This is a genomic window from Lapidilactobacillus mulanensis (assembly GCF_003946215.1).
GTDB lineage: Bacteria > Bacillota > Bacilli > Lactobacillales > Lactobacillaceae > Lapidilactobacillus > Lapidilactobacillus mulanensis.
In genome coordinates, this window is the sequence record NZ_RHOW01000018.1 from 1 (window position 1) to 16,932 (window position 16,932).

The following is a 16,932-nucleotide window of genomic DNA, read 5'->3' on the forward strand; positions in this document are numbered from 1 at the left end:
TTAGAATCTATGTTTTAAAAAAAGGACGAGAGGCTTTTCTATTTACACATAAAATTTGACACTCTCAAACAAAAAACCGATACTTCAAATGTTGATTTAGACATCGGCATGCTGGCACTAGATGATAACGGCAATAGTCCACTGCAAACGCAAGAAGACAATCTGAACAACAACTTATTACCAGGTAAGACTGTCGAAACAGTTCTAATTTACACACTGAAAAACACTAATCCTGTCGAACTATCATTTTCTAATGCTGATTTTGACACGATCGGCACAAAAACTATCAACGTACAATAAATAAACTACCCCCACTCTGGTGATGATCCGAGTTCGATTCTCGGCTGGGGATTTTACAAATTACCAATATTGCCATTTAAACCAGTTTCATCATTTACAAGCCCACATATTTCAACTCGACTTTAGATTTATATATAGCTTATGTATTAAAGGAGAACCAACACATGAATATTCTGAAGCTAACTGATCAAGAGGTCAACAGGCTAATCAAGTCGCTTAAGAACTGCGAAAAAAGCATTTCTGGGGAGACTCCGCTTATTGGAAGAATAAAGGATGATACACCTGTAGTCGATTTTCAAAACCATGTTCAATACCAACTTCACCGTTACCGTAACCCCATTGATAATAATAGATTTAGCCTTCATATCAGATTCAAAGATACCAACGACCATCTTATAAGAATTGACATCAACAACGGAACTCATCGTAATCCAAATGGTGAAATAGCACGCCAGAACCATATGCACATATACCATTTGGAATCTAACCTACGAAAAGATGCGACAGCAATTCCATTACCTGACGAGATTTCTGATTTAACCAGTTTATTTACAGTTCTTGAAAGTTTCTTAAAATATACTAATGTGAAAACAAATCAGTTAGAATGATGAGTATACACATGAAAGAAGGTGTCCAATAAATGGTATCAATAAAAGACTTGGAACACTCCCTATCTGCATTCAATCAAAAACATATAAATTTTTCAAATATTGATCAAAATATTATTAGAATTGACACGCCTTTTTATGACAGACATAACGACTCACTGATAATCTATGCATCTGATTGCGGAAATGGCAACATCAAGATTAGTGATGCAGGATATGTGCTTGATGATTTAGAAACAGATGGTATCTATATTTTGAGATCAAAACTGCGAATGGATTTTATGCTTAAACAGCTGAACTCATTCGCAATTAGGTTTGACAAAGAAACAAATGAATTGTATACAATTTCTTCTACCGAACAATATGCTGTCAACCAATACCTACTAGTTCAAGCAATGCTTTTTGTCAATGATATGTTTATGCTTTCAAATAAGAATGTATCATCTATTTTTCTTAACGAAGTTGCCGGATTCCTTGAAGACAACAACATTAGGGCCATTGCAAACCGGGCAATAATTGGCACATCCGGTATGATTCACCGATTCGATTTTTCAATCGCTGGATTTAAAGATATCCCGGAACGCCTCATTCGGGTGGTAAACACACCGGACAACGAATACTACGCAAAATCAGTGGCTATGGACGTCCACCAAACAAGAAAAGTAGAAGCTAATGCTGAATTCTATACATTTATAAACGATGAAAATACTGTTGATAATAAAATTATCAATCTTTTTAATTCCGAAAACATTAAGCCAGTTTTATTCTCGAAGCGCAACAGCGTGGTCAAAGAACTTGCCAAATAGTGGGCTAATAACTCATCCACTAAAAATTTATTTAAATGATGTAGCTATACCAGCTTTGATTACTTCCCTGCTCTGGTGAGTCTGCCTAAGTTCGATTCTTAGGCAGGGATTTCCCAAATAATTATTGACGTAAATACTATGACAAATTAAGAGCTAAATGTTCAATTACAAAATAATTTAGGCGACACAAGTTTTTATGCAACGTTCAAGCGCATTCGCCATAATGGAACGGACAACAAAGAACTTTGAAAAATATGAATAAAGCTCTCGTGGAAATGGATCAAGAAATTAATAATAGTTTTATAGAACATGATAATGCCTGATGGCTTATTTTTTTAAAGCAAAAAGAACATACGTTTCCATTTTATATCGAGAATACACAAAAAGGCGACCAATAAAATGGCCGCCTTTTTCGTCGACTGTGTACCAAACTGTGTACCAAGCCGAATTTAATTAATTTTAACGCTTTAACAAAAGCTAGTAGTAAAACACTGTAACCCCACTCCTACAAGCGTTCGTTAAGATCCTTAGCTAAGTCTTCGAAGCCAGGTTTGCCAAGCAATGCGAACATGTTCTTCTTATATGCTTCAACACCTGGTTGGTTGAATGGGTTGATGCCATTCAAGTAGCCAGAAATACCAACGGCAATTTCGAAGAAGTAAATCATGTAACCAAGTGTGTATGCGTCTTGCTTCGGAATACGGACGGTCATGACAGGGACGCCACCATCGGTATGAGCCAAGACAACACCTTGATAAGCTTTGCTGTTGACAAAGTCCATTGATTTGCCTTCAAGATAGCCTAAGCCATCAAGATCTTCTTTTTCAGTTGGGATTTCAACATTGTGACGTGGTTCGTCGATTTCGATAACTGTTTCCATCAAATTACGACGGCCTTCTTGAATGTATTGGCCTAATGAATGCAAGTCAGTTGAGAAGTTTGCAGATGAAGGATAAATCCCCTTCTGATCCTTGCCTTCAGACTCACCCATTAATTGCTTCCACCATTCGCCAAAGTATTGCAAAGTTGGCTCGTAGTTTTCCAACAATTCAGTTGTGTAACCTTTACGATATAAAATGTTGCGTAATGCAGCATATTGATAAGCTTCGTTCTTAGTTAAATCAGCATCACTATATTGATCACGGGCATCTGCAGCACCTTGCATCAATTGATCGATATCGATTCCAGCAACGGCAATTGGCAACAAACCAACAGCAGACAAGACTGAGAAACGACCGCCGATATCATCAGGCACAACGAATTCTTCGTAGCCTTCAGCGTCTGATTCAGTCTTCAAAGCACCTTTAGCACGATCAGTTGTCGCATAAATACGGCCACGAGCGCCTTCAGTACCATATTTTTCAACTAACTTAGCTTTCAAAACACGGAATGCAATTGAAGGTTCTGTTGTAGTACCAGACTTTGAGATCACGTTGATACTGAAATCGCGATCGCCGATCAATTCAACTAAGTCATATAAATAATTAGGGCTGATCGAATTGCCTGCAAATAAAACTTGTGGGCCTTTACGATCTGGTGATAAGTTGTAGAAAGTGCTGCTCAAGAAATCAACAGCTGCACGTGCGCCTAAATATGAACCACCAATACCAATTGCAACGAAAACTTCAGAATCGCTCTGAACTTTCTTTGCAGCAGCTTTAATGCGTGCAAATTCATCCTTGTCATAATCGACAGGTAAATCGATGAATCCACGGAAATCATTACCAGCGCCTGTACCTTGACGTAATTCAGTGTCAGCGGCTGTAACTAATGCCTGCATCTCGCCTAATTCGTTATCTTGAACGAATTTACCTAGTTTACTGCTATCAAATGAAATGTGTGCCATTAGAAATTTTTCCTCCTAATAATCAAAAAGTGAAGTCTCTTTCCACTAAAATACTTTAGACGTTTTTCAAACCGATTGCAAGAAATGTTGATGAATTAGTTGCGCAAATTTCATTTTTTTCTGAACGTGTCACTCGCACCGTGGATTCGTGGTGAATGCCGTCGATTCTTAGGCTCACCTATATATTTGCTGATTTAATTTAAGTTGAAATAATGTCGAGACTGATTTTTCTGTGAAAATTTCAACACTACGTTTCTTAAAAGCGTGTGCTACTTTCAGTGGCTTTCATAACAGTGTTGCTTTGACTGCTGATCTACTTCCGGCCGTTACTGGTTTAGAGCTTAACTGGAAATAACTGGGGTTTGGTCTGAAATCAAATATAGATAATCAAATGAGAAAAGAGCAGTATTTACATTTTCTAATTTAATTCGCACGTCCGCCTTTCGTCACCAAATAAATAAAGTTCCACTACAAACCAGTCGCACAGCATCAAATCCGACTCAAAGCTGCAATAAAATAGGCAGAATGCGGAAGAAAAAAGCGGCTGTTACTGTGAAAATGGTGTTGGTGACCCGTTTTTGGTCACCTTACAGCATGGGCGATTTCGAGATTTTTCCAAGAGCTTGGGAAAAAGCTCGAAATCGAGCTTCAAGACAATTCGATTTTCAATTGGCTTGAAGCGTCCCCACAGTCTAACAGCCGCTGTTTTCTGGAGCAATCTGCCGGAGGTAGATAGAACTTCACCACTCGTCAAAAAAAAGCCCAACCCGTCAGTTTTTCAACTAACAAGTCAGACTTTCTAAAATTACAATTAGATTTCTTCAGGAACCATTTTAACTTCTTTAGTACCCATCCAGCCAATGATTTCTTTAACTGTATCGGCAATAGCCTTAGTACCAGGAGCAAGCAATTTACGAGGATCGTAACCCTTGCCTTCTTGGTCTTTACCAGCTTCGATATATTCGCGAGTTGCTTTAGCAAATGATAATTGGCATTCAGTATTGATGTTCAACTTAGAAATACCCATTGAAATTGCTTTTTCAACTTGGTCTTGAGGGATGCCTGAACCACCGTGAAGAACTAATGGCAAATCAACTGCTTCGCCAATTTCCTTCAAGCGGTCAAAGTGCAAGCCAGTCCAGTTAGCAGGATATTGGCCATGAATGTTACCAATACCAGCAGCTAAGAAGTCGATACCAGTTGCAGCTAATTCCTTAGCTTCTTCAACAGATGCTAATTCGCCTTCACCAACAACACCGTCTTCTTCACCACCGATAGAACCAACTTCGGCTTCAACAGAAATGCCTTTAGCATGAGCTAATTTGACAATTTCCTTAGTTTTTTCAACGTTCTCGGCAAATGGTAAGTCGTGACCGTCAAACATAACTGAGTTGTAACCAGCAGCAATTGCTTCTTTAGCAGCTTCGTAATCACCATGATCCAAGTGGATAATAACAGGAACAGTAATGTCCATGCTCTTAACCGTTGCTTCGATCAACTTCTGGCAAAGTTCGTAACCACCCATATACTTAGCAGCGCCCATTGATGTTTGGATCAAAACGGGAACGTTCTTTTCTTGGGCAGCACCTAAAATAGCGCGAGTCCATTCCAAGTTATTAGTGTTGAATGCGCCGACGCAATAGTGACCCTTACGAGCAGCTTGAAAAATTTCTGTACCATGTACTAATGGCATTGTATACATCCTCCTGCGAGAAAAAATATTTTTTTACCTACAACAGTTATATTATCATTAATTGAGAAAAAATGGTAATATTTTGTAAACTCTTTTTAATAACAGGCAATCTTTCTGAAAACCAGTCACGCTTTTCTAGGCACAAAACGCTTGAGAAACAGCCAGAACAGTAGGTATCCCACGATTGCACCACTGGTATTGAAAATAATGTCATCAATGTCACTGATCCCGGTCCAAATGAAAAATTGAACGGTTTCGATCAAAAATGAAAGTAGCATACCCGCAAAAACGGTCCGAAAAAAACCACGCCGTTTGCGCACAAGTGGCCACAATAAGCCGAACGGCACAAACCAAGCAATATTACCGTAAAGATTGTAAATGAAATCGATGCTGGAAGTTCCGTTTCGTAATTTTAAAGTTTCAACTAGCGGCACTAAATTAATTTGCGAACGCGGCCGTTGCCAATAAATCTTGATCTGCCACGGGAAATAAATCCCCCGAAAGACCGTCAACGCCAGCAATAGCAGTAAGTAGAAAATAAATACCCACAAAACAAGTTCAGAAGGCCAATGTGGTCGTTTCTTTTTAACTAGAAAGTAAATACCGCGCAGCAGCAAGAACAGCAGAAAATAAATCAGCGACTTATCTAAACTGTAGAAAATGAGGCGCACTAAGGGAAAGTGATTAAAACTATTCGCATAATGTGCCACAATATATGAATAAATCGGGCTGAGTAAATACATGAGCGGCCACTTCCCTTCTGTTTGCAGTGCACCTTCTAGTCTACCAAATTCGGTTGATAATACCTTGACCATGAATTTGACATAACTAAATTTTAAGAAATCTACCGAATGCATGTACCGTAAAAATGATTGGGAATTCTTTTGCGGTTCCGGCTAAATTTGTGGTGGGAACTGGGACTGCAGTGGAATTTCTGTTAACGAACGGGTTTTGTGAGTTTACAGAAAGGGGAAATATGAGATCTTCCCGATTTTGGAAGAGCTCACATTTTAGGCGGAAAACTTTTGGTGTTCTTCCAAAAGCTTGGAGCCGTCCCCACAGCAGTCTCCCAGTTCCCACCACAAATTTCGCCTATCCTATTCGAACAAGATCGATATATTTAGAGTTGTAGATTTAATTTGCATTTCTAAATTCAACCAATATTTTTTTCGCGCGTAAAATGAGAATTGGTAATTTAGGTACACGACAAATTTTAAATTCATCACTTTTCTTATTTAGTTATTCAAAGTAAAGGCTACCTTGATAATCCACCTCCAGGAACCCTGTTATTCATTTCCTACACTAAACTAAATTAAGTTTAGGTCGAAAGTGCTGGTGCAGGCAGTCGTGGCAGTGACAACCATGTTGGCGGGCCGCTTTTGCCTGCCTTACATGGTGGATCGATTCGAGATTTTGCGGTTTATGCAAAAGCTCAAATCGAAGCTTGAAGACTTCCATGAACCTCGGAAGGCTTCAAGCGGTCCCACAAGCCAACGTACTGCCTGCCCCAGCACTTTCGACCGAAGGTAGATAATATTTCACCACAGACTCTTAAGAAATAACTAGTTTATTTCAGAAAATTGCTTGTCAGATGCGTTTAGGGTTAAAATAAGGACATTATAAGTGTGAGGTTTGCCATTTGAAAAAACAACAAATCGGTCGCTTTTTACAAACGCGACTTGGATTTTTTACATTACTAACCGTCCTTTTCTGGATAAAAACTGTTTTTGCCTACTACGTTGATTTCTCGCTGGGGGCAACAGACCCGCTTCAACATTTCCTGATGTTTCTAAATCCGATCGGCACCATCATGCTGTTATTATCGATCGGACTTTACATCAAGCGGCCTAAAATAAGTTACGGCGTCATGTTCACCATTTACCTGCTGAATACGTTGCTACTTTTCAGTAATGTGCTCTATTATCGGCAATTCACCGATTTTTTGACGCTGAACACGATCATGAGTGTGGGTAAAGTTTCCGCCAGTCTGGGTAAGAGCACGATTTCTTTATTGCAATGGTATGATCTTTTTCTCTGGCTCGATGTGATCGTCGTTGCACTGCTATTGGCGCGTCATTGGCTTAAGATCGATCCACGGCCACTGAAACCTAAATTTGCGTTCACCACAACTACTCTGGCCGTTTTTATTTTTCTATTTAATCTGACCTTGAGTGAAGCTAATCGCCCGCAATTACTGACGCGGACATTTGACCGTAATTACATCGTTAAATACCTTGGTCTAGACACGTTCGTGGTGTATGACAGTATGAAAACCGCCCAGAATAATCAGATTCGTTCTTCGGCGGACGGCACCGATATCAACAACGTTCTGAATTACGTCAAGGAGCATCAAGTCGACGCCAATCCCGAGTATTACGGTAAAGCCGCCGGTAAAAATGTGATCATCATCCATCTGGAAAGTTTCCAACAATTCCTGATCGATCTGAAAATCGACGGTCAGACCGTGACCCCGTTTCTGAACAGTCTGTATCATGATTCCAACACACTCAGCTTCAGTAATTTCTTCCATGAGGTTGGTCAAGGCAAGACTTCCGATGCCGAAAACATGCTGGAAACGAGCACGTTCGGTCTTTCAGAGGGTTCTGTTTTTACCTCACTGGGTTCTGACAACACGTTCCAGGCGGCGCCGGCGATCTTGCAACAGACCGATAATTACAGTAGCGCGGTTTTCCACGGCAACGTCGGAAGTTTCTGGAATCGTAATCACGTCTACAAAAATCTAGGCTATGATTATTTCTTCGATTCCAGCTACTACAACACCTCTGCCGCGGCTAAAATCGGTTACGGGTTGAAAGATAAGCTGTTGTTTGCTGAGAGCGCCAAATACTTGGAACAATTGCAACAGCCGTTTTACACGAAATTCATTACGGTCACGAACCATATGCCATTCCTACTTTCCGACGACGATAGCGATTTTGTCACACCGACAACTAAGGATAAAGCCGTCAATAATTATTTTGCCACAGCCCATTACCTCGATCAGGCGGTCAAAGAATTCTTCGCGTATTTGGACAAGTCTGGTCTTTCTAAGAATACTTTAGTCATGATCTACGGCGACCATTACGGCCTCTCTGACAAAGATAACGAGTCCGTGGCAAGTCTACTGGGGAAAGATCCAGCGGACTGGACAGCGTACGATAACACCCAATTACAGCGTGTGCCGTTCATGCTACACATGGATGGTCTCAAAGGCGGCATTAAAAAGCAATATGGCGGCGAAATCGACGTCTTGCCTACCCTGTTGCATCTATTAGGCGTTGATACAACGAAATATGCTTTCTTTGGCCAAGATTTATTATCGACGAAGCATGAGCAACTAGTCGCCTTTCGGAACAATAATTTCGTGACCAACCAGTACACCGTTCTCGGTGGCAAAGGCTCTAAAGGTAGCGTGTATGATAATCGAACCGGCGAGTTGTTGACAGAATTGACGCCGCAACAGATCATAAAATTGGACGCGGACCAAGCGAAAGTCGACCGTGCACTTTCATTATCAGATTCACTGAACATGAAAAATCTGCTACGTTTCTACACACCGTCTGGATTCACACCGATTGACCCCGATAATTACACCTATCTCGATCAAGTTACCAAGCTGATCGACGCGCGCAAAGACTTAGGCAAGCAATCGACTTCTCTGTATAGCCAGAATGGAAATAAATCGACGACGGATCTTTACGAAACGGACGCGCCGGAAATGACGGATCCTAAAGCCGAAATCGATACGTTACCAGAATCGAGTTCGAGTTCGCAGCCGAGTAGTTCCAGTCAAAGTAGTCAGAAGTCTAGTACCAGTACTAATTCCAATTCAAAAAATAGTTCCAAAACAAAATAGCAACGAAAAAAACCAGCGTGCTGATCAGAATTGATTTCTGATTTAGCACGCTGGTTTTTATTTAGATGCTTATGCTTGTGGCGTTTTCTTTGGCTTTGCCGTTTTAGCAGCGACAGCTAATGGCACATGATCTTTGTCTGGGAAGAAAATTGTAAAGGTACTCCCATGCTTCAACTGGCTAGTCACATCAATTTTTCCACCGTGTTGCTGGACTAACGAATGAACAATGGCTAGGCCCAATCCGGATTCGCCGTATTTCGTGTTCTTCCGCGAAGGATCGGCTTTATAATAACGTTCCCAAATGTTCTTCAGTTGATCATCGCTCATCCCAATACCAGTGTCGCTGATCTTGATCTGAACACCCTTTTCAACTTGTTCAAGCGCAATGGTAACCTGCCCATTCTCGGTAAACTGAATGGCGTTTTGCGTGACGTTGAAAATAACCTGGATGAAACGATCGTAATCTGCAAAAACAGTCACATTTTCTTTCGAATCCAAAACCAACTTATCGCCGGCCGCGGCCGCTTTTTTAGTCAGCTGCTCAACAATATTACCGATTGCTTCGGCTCCGTTAAATTCACGTTTGTTTAAAATGATTTGGTTAGAACGGATCTTCTCATAATCCAGGTTCTCATTCACTAAGCGGATCAAGCGTTGAGTTTCCTTTTGCATCAACTCAATACTCTTCCCCTTAGCCTCTTCGGGAATCGCATCGTACGCCAAGCCTTCCAGCAAACCGTTGATCGTCGTCAAAGGCGTCCGCATTTCGTGGGCTGCATTGGCCATGAATTCACGCCGCCGCTGTTCTTGCCGGGCGATTTCGCGATTGGACTCATTCAACGACAAGACCATCCCGTTAAAATCGGTCGCCAAATCATCGATTTCATCGCGACCATTGGAAACTAATTCGACATCGAAATTGCCGCTGGCAACCGTTCGCGTCGCTTGCCGCAACCGATTGATCCGACGAACGTGAAAACGAGCGAGCACAAAACTAATTGCTAAAGCAACCAACAGAGAAATACCCAACGCAACGAGTAAATTATTCTCCATTTCGCGCAATGTCGACTTGATCCGCGTGACTCGCGAGCCAATATACATGGCGCCGACGAATTCTTTATTGCTGTTAAACCAAGGATAGATGACATAGGCTAATTCACCGCCACCAATTTTTGGTCCCTGGTTTTGGGTGCGATTAGTTTGCGCACGCACGATCTGGCCGCGTTTCAATTTCTTCCAAGTGGCCGCATCTAACTTGAGATCGACCGACGCGCCTTCAGAAGTTGGATAGATCTGGGCGTTGTCCTCGTTGAAAATTGCGTAATAAACTTGGTCGTCACTAAGCACATATTTGACCTCGTCTAAAAAATCCGTTGACATCGACTGATATGAGCCTGTCTGCGGATCCGTTTGCGTAAAAAGTGCACCAAATTTACTGGCGTAACCTTCCAATTGGTTCCAAGTCGTTTCATAAGCTTGGCGATTGTTATAATTGATAATAGCAGCGCTGACGATCAACAAAGTGGTGAAGATCACCAAGAAAAATCCCAACATCTGCTGATAGATAAGTTTCATTCAATTCCCGCTTCCGAGTCGTCAAATTTATAGCCGACACCCCAAACTGTTTGAATGATCTGCGGTCCGACTTTTTCAATTTTCTGACGCAATTTCTTGATGTGCGCATCAACTGTGCGTTCATCACCGTAATATTCATAATCCCAAACGAGTTCCAATAATTGTTCCCGTGAGAAAACCTGACGTGGTTTCTTCGCAAGCGTCTTTAATAAATCGAATTCCTTCGGCGTGAGACCGGGAATTTCCTTACCATTCAAAAAAGCCTCGCGCGTGTTCGAACTTAACTTGAAATGATCCGTGGTCACATCAAACTCACCTTGATTGAGCGTTGGTGTATCATCATCGTCAGAATTACCGTTGGTCGATAAATCAGCACGACGATGAATCGCCTTGATCCGCGCAATTAGTGTGATTGGACTGAACGGCTTAGTGACATAATCATCCGCACCTAAATCTAAGCCTAAAACCTGATCACTTTCGCTATCACGCGCCGTCAACATGATGATCGGCACGGTTTTAGAAACTTCGCGGATTTCTTTGGCCACTTGCATGCCATCCTTGCCAGGCAAGTTTAAATCCAGCGTGATCATATCCCAACTCTCGGGATCGGCGTTGAATTTATCGGTTGCCTCGTTGCCATCATAGGCAAATTCGACTTCCCATTTCTCTTTTTGAAAAAACATTCCCATCATTTCTGAAACTGATGTATTATCTTCGATCATTAATATTTTCATAGTTACCCCACATCCTGTGATTTATATTATAGACGTTACGTACACCAAATAATGCATTTTCACTGAAAAAGCGAAAAGGTTTCAATAATGTGTCAATTGTGAAAAAATCTTGATGTTATTTCTGATAGGCAGCTGGTAATTGCCCAATTCGCATTAGATAATGGCGCAGTTTAATTTCTGTGTGCACAAAGATAATGGCGACGGCCGCATAAACGGTCAACGTCCACAGCCCATCGAAATGATTCAGATGGAAATAATTGATCGCGACTCCCAACAATAATTCTGCGGCACCAACGACCAAAAATGCATTCCGACACCAACGTTGTGCTAAATAAAACCCACTCGTCGTCGCCGTTGCTAAATTAGAACTATAACTATAAAGATGATCCGGCGATTTCGCCGGGTGAACTAAGTAAAATAGTCCCATCGAGAAAATAAGTAAACCACTGATCAGATAAATCATGAGCAACCTCCACAAACACTATTGTCACTGATAATCAATACTTGGATCAACTTCACAAATAAACCCATTTAAACACTATTAGTATATCATTTTTTACACGAGCTTGACTCGAATTCATTAATTTATATTTTACTTGAATCACAGCGCGATGCAAAGCTTTTAGATAACGGCGCGCAACCAGACAGTGTACCTCTTCCCCAAAGTTTGTTAAGATAAAAGGGAGAAATATTGGAGGTCATATCTATTGAAAACTAATTATCAAGGTGTCGTCTTCTTCGACTTAGATGGCACACTTTTAAATGCAAATTCCGCCGTTGATCCCGACGTCGGTCAAGCCGTTCATCAATTGCGTGCTAATGGTTACTTGCCCGTCATCAATACTGGCCGTTCACCACTAGAAATTGTCGGCGCTCGCGAAATGACGGGCATCGATACTTTCATCAGCCTCAACGGTAGCTATCTCGAACACGACCACCGCCCTGTTTTCGAAGGTAAAATTGACACTGAGCTGGTCGATCAGGTTGTTAAACTTTCCAACGAGCTGGGTGACGCCGTTTCATTTTATACCACGGATCAAATCAAGGCTTCAAAAGACGACGAGAATATCAACGCCGCCTATCGCCTGATCCACACGCCGATTCCCGAAGCGCAACCAGATTTCTACTTGCACAATGAAATCTTAATGCTACTGCTGCTCACGAAAAGCAACGACCATTATTACCATGAACGCTTTCCCCAACTGACTTATTACCGCAACAGTCCGTTTTCGATCGACACCGTCAAAAGCGGCATCTCGAAAATGAACGGCATTAAGGAACTAGTCAAAGATCTCGAACTCGACGGCCTGCCAACGTAAGGTTTCGGCGATGGCCCGAACGATCTCAGCATGTTGAAATACGTTGACCACCCCGTTGCCATGGGTAATGGCCTGAAAGAAGTTAAAAAAGTTGCCGAATTTGTGACTGATAGTAATATTGATGGCGGCATTATTAATGGACTGAAACACTTTAAACTGATTTAACACGTAATCGAATAGAAGCCTGACTCAAAAATATTGAGTCAGGCTTCTATTCTTTTCACATCGATCCTCAAATTAGCCTTCTAATACTTTTTCCAAAGCCTCACTGGCGACCCGCGAAACATTGATGCCTCTATTCTTAGCCAGATCATTCAAATACTCGGGCAACGTAATTGTTCGTCTAACAGCTTTCGTTTTTAACGCACGTTCTTTTGCACGATACCATTCGCTCATATTTACCGTGATATAAACAATCGATTCACTGTTAGCCAATTTCCACTGACTCGGATCCTGTGTAACCGGGTAATTTTCACCGTCAAGCATGGTCGCAATTGCGTCAATTGCTTCAATTGCAGCATCCTGCCGCGTTTGGCCTTGTGTGATCATCCCAGGAATATTCGGACTAGTCACTGTAAAATAATCTCCATCATCATGGAATTCGGCGAAGATCGTTGGATAAACTAAAATTTTGTCATTCATAATAAACCTCCTTTGAGGAAAAATGTACATAGCTTATTTCAGCCCTATTTGCTTAAATATTTTTTCTTGAGTTCCTTTTCTAATTTCCTTCGAATGAAAATTAATCTCCGTTGTTCGACCATCAGGGTGTTGATAACGTCTGTGACTCCCTTTACCTTTATTTGCAACTAGCTTAAATCCTTGCCTCAAAACAAGTTTTTCAAGCTTCTCAGGTTTCATGGGCATCTGCTTTTCCTCTTTCTATACTTATATTATACATATAATTGATTGATTGGTAAATACTTTATACTTATTTTTGGTAGAACCACATGAATAAATTCACCATTTTACAACTAGATATTACAGCTGACAATCAACTTAATTTCTGCTGTATTTGATCCGAGTGTCGTAACACACGTCATACTCATTGATTAGTTTTTCTATTATTTAGTTACCAAATAAATTGTAAAATCCTTTTCATAGTCAATTAATTTTCCAAAAATCCATTGACTATCAATAATTCGTGTCGGTTCCAAAAACATCCGAAACATGATATAATGACTACTGTTACGGGGATGTTCTGGATTCGACATGTGTGTCTGAGCGTGAATTGCATTCCGTAGGTTACGTCTACGTAAAAACGTTACAGTTATTTAACTGCAAACAATAATAAAGTTTCTTACGCGGTAGCTGCCTAAAAACCAGCTCGCGTGATCCTGCCGGGTTAGCCTAGAACTCGGATTTTGGGTCTCAAAATCATAGGCTACGCTTGTTCGTCCCGTTTGAACGGACAAGAAGAGATCATCAAGCTCGTTATTATCGGTTAGCCCTGTGGTGTGGCGCGCGATGATAATTAAATCCTAAATAACATCGCTATGAATGTAGACGTTGACGTGGCAGTATGCATGGACAGGGGTTCAATTCCCCTCATCTCCATATTAATATGTATTAGAAAGATTTATAAAAATAGAAACCTTGCTAAATCAACATTTAGCAGGTTTCTATTTTTGTAAAATGTATTAAAAAACACTAGAAAGTTAAACCATTCTGGACAAATTCTGGACAAGAGTGAGTAGCTATTATATTGACCATTTCAGCTGTTAAAGCTTCCCTAGCTATGTCATTCGACCGGAATAAAAATAGCCCTCAATTGGGGCTATTTTTTTGGATTTCCATATTTATAGATTTATCAGTCATTATATGGCCTCAAAACGCTGTCAAATCAGTCTTTATAAACTTTTGGCAAAATGCATAAAGTCATAGAATGGCAACCATTATGGCAACCAGCATTTTAGAACATAGTCATTTTATGATACAGATAAAATAATACAGATAACAACAGCTCCCCGCGGATGCATGCCACTACTCATAATTTTGAGTAGTGTTTTTTTATCCAAGCACGTCTGCTGTCGACCCGTAATCAGCAGCAATACTATAATCATCCGCTGAAAAGGTAGTGTCCTATTATCGCAAAGAAGTAATTTTAATGTACCAATATTTATTTATTCGAAACTGCTTAGACACAATAGATCGCCATATTTTGAGTATAAAAATAGCACTCATTCAACGTTAATTGTTTGGGTGCTAAATGCCAGTCGCTTTGATTGATTTTATTTCGTAGAGAAAGGCGGAAAATTGCTCACCTACTTCAAAATGTCCTGTGGGCTGGCTTACCTTAATTGTAACGTATTCTCCACCATAGTTTCCAGCGTCATCGGGCTCATTGTCATCAGCTGAAGTGTAGCCGACTACCTTACCATAGACGGTTTCATCGTCAAATTTGATTTCCACATTCTTATCTAGGTACGGATATAAGTGCATGATTTACTCCCTTCTTTGAGGCACAATATGTGTTCGTTGCTTGGAATGATGAATCTGAATGCCGGACACTTTATTTCCCGTACTGCCTTCAATACCAATATCATATTTTAGATAGACAATTTCAGTATTTCTTCGACACCATAACGGTCTTTTCCGACTTTTCCAGTACCAGCACACTTATCAAACAATTCTTGAACATTGACATCATCTGAAAAATGGCTCTTTCTATTTTCATTATCAAAATCCATGTGTGCGGATTGCTTTTCAAAAATTAATTTGATTATACCTTGTTTCAGGCGATATGCCCTAAAAAAGTACGAACGTGTCGGCTTGTTATTCACGGAGAACCACCCACCTAAAAAATCTGGAATGCTTTTCGACTGTCGATTTGTGATTTACCGATTTTTGCGGTAAACTGGTCTACTGCTCGAAAATAGTTTTTAGTGTGATTAATCAAAGGAGTTTTTCAATGACAACTTTACGTTTCTTAAATGGTCTGAACACGATCGGCGGCAACATTGTTGAATTCGTCAACGGCGACAGTCGCGTGATCATGGACTTCGGAATTGCTTCTAATTTCGATGACAAAACCATCCAGCAAGCCATCGATGACCATGATCTTCCCCACTTGCCAGATTTATTATTGCCCGACCAGGCTCAGAAATTTGCCCACCAGGCGATTTTTATTTCTCATTTACACATCGATCATATGGGCGCGCTGAAATATTTACAGGCACATGAAATTCCCATTTATTTATCCAGCGACGCTAAAAAACTATACGAAGTTTTAATAGCTGAAGGTGTTGAAGCACCCGTCGAAAATTTGCACGCATTGGCTGATCAAGAAAAAATTCAGGTCGGCTCATTGAGTGTGACTGGTTTTCTCAGCGATCATGATACGATTGGACCAATGGCGTTTCTCGTTGATGATGACGAGCACAAGTTTCTCCATTCTGGCGACGTGCGCATCAATGGCCCCCATCAGGATCGCGTCACCCGTTGGTCCGATCTCGTCGCCAACAAACTGCTCGTGTATTTATCTGAAGCGACTACCTACAGCTTCGCCACCGAACAGCCTTTAGTCGTCGCCAACAACACCTCGGAACCCGTTTATCAAGAACAGGATCTGGTACCGCTGCTCGAAGAGGAAATGGCCAGCATTCAATCGACATTGATCATCAATCCTTATCCACGCAACGTTGAGCGACTGATCAACTTCAATTCTGCCGCCCTGGTTGCCAACCGTCCGATCGTTTGGGAAGACAATTACGCGAAAATCATTCGTACATTTGCACCCGAAGCAACCGTTTATCAAGTTGTCGCGACTGATCAACCAGCAACAGAATTCAATTTGCACTGGCAAGATTTAATGGCTGAATTACAACAAACTCCCCGGAAATTTGTCGTCCAAAATTCGTGGCAAAAACATGACCGGCTCACAGAATTCCGTGATGGCGTTTATCTACACTTTAACGGCGAACCACTCGGCGATTACGATCCACATTTTGCCGAACTACAAAAAATTCTGGCAACGCAAAAGCTCGATTTCGTCCCAATGGGTGCTAGTGGACATGCATCGAAACAAGACATTTTCGATTTGGCCAACAAAATTAGTGCCCGTTATACAGTTCCGTGGCACAGTTTCAAACCAGAATTATTAGCCGACCAACTCAAAACCACGCGGAGTGAAGCCTGGTTGCCAGAATTAGACTTGTATTACGAATTTGATTAATATTAAAAAAAGAAGCCGAAA

At 41.0% G+C, this 16,932-nt stretch carries 15 protein-coding genes, 1 other RNA gene and 2 pseudogenes; 7 read left to right on the forward strand and 11 right to left on the reverse strand.

Annotation, left to right across the window (positions count from 1 at the left end; translation table 11 throughout):
- Window positions 1-63: 63 nt before the first annotated feature.
- From EKM67_RS05960 to EKM67_RS05970, 3 genes and pseudogenes are all read left to right on the forward strand, one after another.
- Window positions 64-300 (forward strand): annotated as a pseudogene (locus tag EKM67_RS05960) (DUF5067 domain-containing protein); the annotation flags it as partial.
- Window positions 301-464: 164 nt separating this feature from the next.
- On the forward strand, window positions 465-908 hold the full coding sequence (locus tag EKM67_RS05965; protein WP_125578118.1) for a DUF6978 family protein: 444 nt from the start codon (window positions 465-467) through the stop codon (window positions 906-908).
- 32 nt (window positions 909-940) lie between these two features.
- Window positions 941-1,714 (forward strand): DUF1829 domain-containing protein, encoded by a 774-nt coding sequence (locus tag EKM67_RS05970; protein ID WP_125578119.1) that lies wholly within the window; start codon window positions 941-943, stop codon window positions 1,712-1,714.
- Between the two features lie 505 nt (window positions 1,715-2,219).
- Here EKM67_RS05970 and EKM67_RS05975 read toward each other — a convergent pair.
- The 3 genes from EKM67_RS05975 to EKM67_RS05985 form a co-directional block, all read right to left on the reverse strand.
- Entirely contained in the window at window positions 2,220-3,560 is a 1,341-nt protein-coding gene (locus tag EKM67_RS05975; protein ID WP_125578120.1) for a glucose-6-phosphate isomerase, read from the reverse strand.
- 811 nt (window positions 3,561-4,371) lie between these two features.
- Window positions 4,372-5,253, reverse strand: coding sequence for a class II fructose-1,6-bisphosphate aldolase (gene fba, locus EKM67_RS05980; protein WP_125578121.1), 882 nt, complete (start codon window positions 5,251-5,253; stop codon window positions 4,372-4,374).
- Between the two features lie 125 nt (window positions 5,254-5,378).
- On the reverse strand, window positions 5,379-6,068 hold the full coding sequence (locus EKM67_RS05985) for a VanZ family protein (RefSeq protein WP_318531161.1): 690 nt from the start codon (window positions 6,066-6,068) through the stop codon (window positions 5,379-5,381).
- An 824-nt stretch (window positions 6,069-6,892) separates the two neighbouring features.
- On the opposite strand from EKM67_RS05985, the gene EKM67_RS05990 reads away from it, so the two are divergent.
- Entirely contained in the window at window positions 6,893-9,109 is a 2,217-nt protein-coding gene (locus EKM67_RS05990; protein WP_125578122.1) for an LTA synthase family protein, read from the forward strand.
- 69 nt (window positions 9,110-9,178) lie between these two features.
- On the opposite strand, the gene EKM67_RS05995 is transcribed toward EKM67_RS05990, so the two are convergent.
- The 3 genes from EKM67_RS05995 to EKM67_RS06005 form a co-directional block, all read right to left on the reverse strand.
- Window positions 9,179-10,684, reverse strand: a complete 1,506-nt coding sequence (locus EKM67_RS05995; RefSeq protein ID WP_125578123.1) for a sensor histidine kinase — start codon at window positions 10,682-10,684, stop codon at window positions 9,179-9,181.
- On the reverse strand, window positions 10,681-11,418 hold the full coding sequence (locus EKM67_RS06000; protein WP_125578124.1) for a response regulator transcription factor: 738 nt from the start codon (window positions 11,416-11,418) through the stop codon (window positions 10,681-10,683). The genes EKM67_RS05995 and EKM67_RS06000 overlap by 4 nt, the downstream gene beginning before the upstream one ends.
- A 115-nt stretch (window positions 11,419-11,533) precedes the next feature.
- Window positions 11,534-11,881 carry a hypothetical protein gene (locus EKM67_RS06005; protein ID WP_125578125.1) on the reverse strand — a complete coding sequence of 116 codons (348 nt, stop codon included), beginning with the start codon at window positions 11,879-11,881 and terminating at the stop codon, window positions 11,534-11,536.
- Window positions 11,882-12,125: 244 nt separating this feature from the next.
- On the opposite strand from EKM67_RS06005, the pseudogene EKM67_RS06010 reads away from it, so the two are divergent.
- Window positions 12,126-12,902: pseudogene (locus EKM67_RS06010) on the forward strand (Cof-type HAD-IIB family hydrolase).
- Window positions 12,903-12,974: 72 nt separating this feature from the next.
- On the opposite strand, the gene EKM67_RS06020 reads toward EKM67_RS06010, so the two are convergent.
- Both EKM67_RS06020 and EKM67_RS06025 read right to left on the reverse strand, forming a co-directional pair.
- The gene (locus tag EKM67_RS06020) at window positions 12,975-13,379 is read right to left on the reverse strand and encodes a type II toxin-antitoxin system HicB family antitoxin (protein ID WP_125578128.1); all 405 of its coding nucleotides are present in this window, start codon (window positions 13,377-13,379) and stop codon (window positions 12,975-12,977) included.
- A 33-nt stretch (window positions 13,380-13,412) separates the two neighbouring features.
- The gene (locus EKM67_RS06025) at window positions 13,413-13,604 is read right to left on the reverse strand and encodes a type II toxin-antitoxin system HicA family toxin (RefSeq protein ID WP_125578129.1); all 192 of its coding nucleotides are present in this window, start codon (window positions 13,602-13,604) and stop codon (window positions 13,413-13,415) included.
- 325 nt (window positions 13,605-13,929) lie between these two features.
- Here EKM67_RS06025 and ssrA point away from each other — a divergent pair.
- Window positions 13,930-14,297: a transfer-messenger RNA gene (gene ssrA / locus EKM67_RS06030) on the forward strand.
- A 645-nt stretch (window positions 14,298-14,942) separates the two neighbouring features.
- On the opposite strand, the gene EKM67_RS06035 is transcribed toward ssrA, so the two are convergent.
- Genes EKM67_RS06035 through EKM67_RS10780 form a run of 3 tightly spaced genes read right to left on the reverse strand, consistent with a single transcriptional unit; the run spans window position 14,943 to window position 15,520 of the window.
- Window positions 14,943-15,179: a hypothetical protein gene (locus EKM67_RS06035; RefSeq protein WP_125578130.1), complete on the reverse strand. Its 237-nt coding sequence runs from the start codon at window positions 15,177-15,179 to the stop codon at window positions 14,943-14,945.
- 3 nt (window positions 15,180-15,182) lie between these two features.
- Window positions 15,183-15,356 (reverse strand): polymorphic toxin type 50 domain-containing protein, encoded by a 174-nt coding sequence (locus EKM67_RS10990; protein ID WP_125578131.1) that lies wholly within the window; start codon window positions 15,354-15,356, stop codon window positions 15,183-15,185.
- Window positions 15,287-15,520, reverse strand: coding sequence for a polymorphic toxin type 50 domain-containing protein (locus EKM67_RS10780; RefSeq protein WP_164506587.1), 234 nt, complete (start codon window positions 15,518-15,520; stop codon window positions 15,287-15,289). Before EKM67_RS10780 ends, EKM67_RS10990 begins: the two co-directional genes overlap by 70 nt.
- 128 nt (window positions 15,521-15,648) lie before the next feature.
- Between EKM67_RS10780 and EKM67_RS06045 the strand changes: the two genes are divergently transcribed.
- A complete protein-coding gene (locus tag EKM67_RS06045) occupies window positions 15,649-16,911 on the forward strand; it encodes an MBL fold metallo-hydrolase (protein ID WP_125578132.1) in 1,263 nt (420 codons plus the stop codon).
- Window positions 16,912-16,932 lie beyond the last annotated feature (21 nt).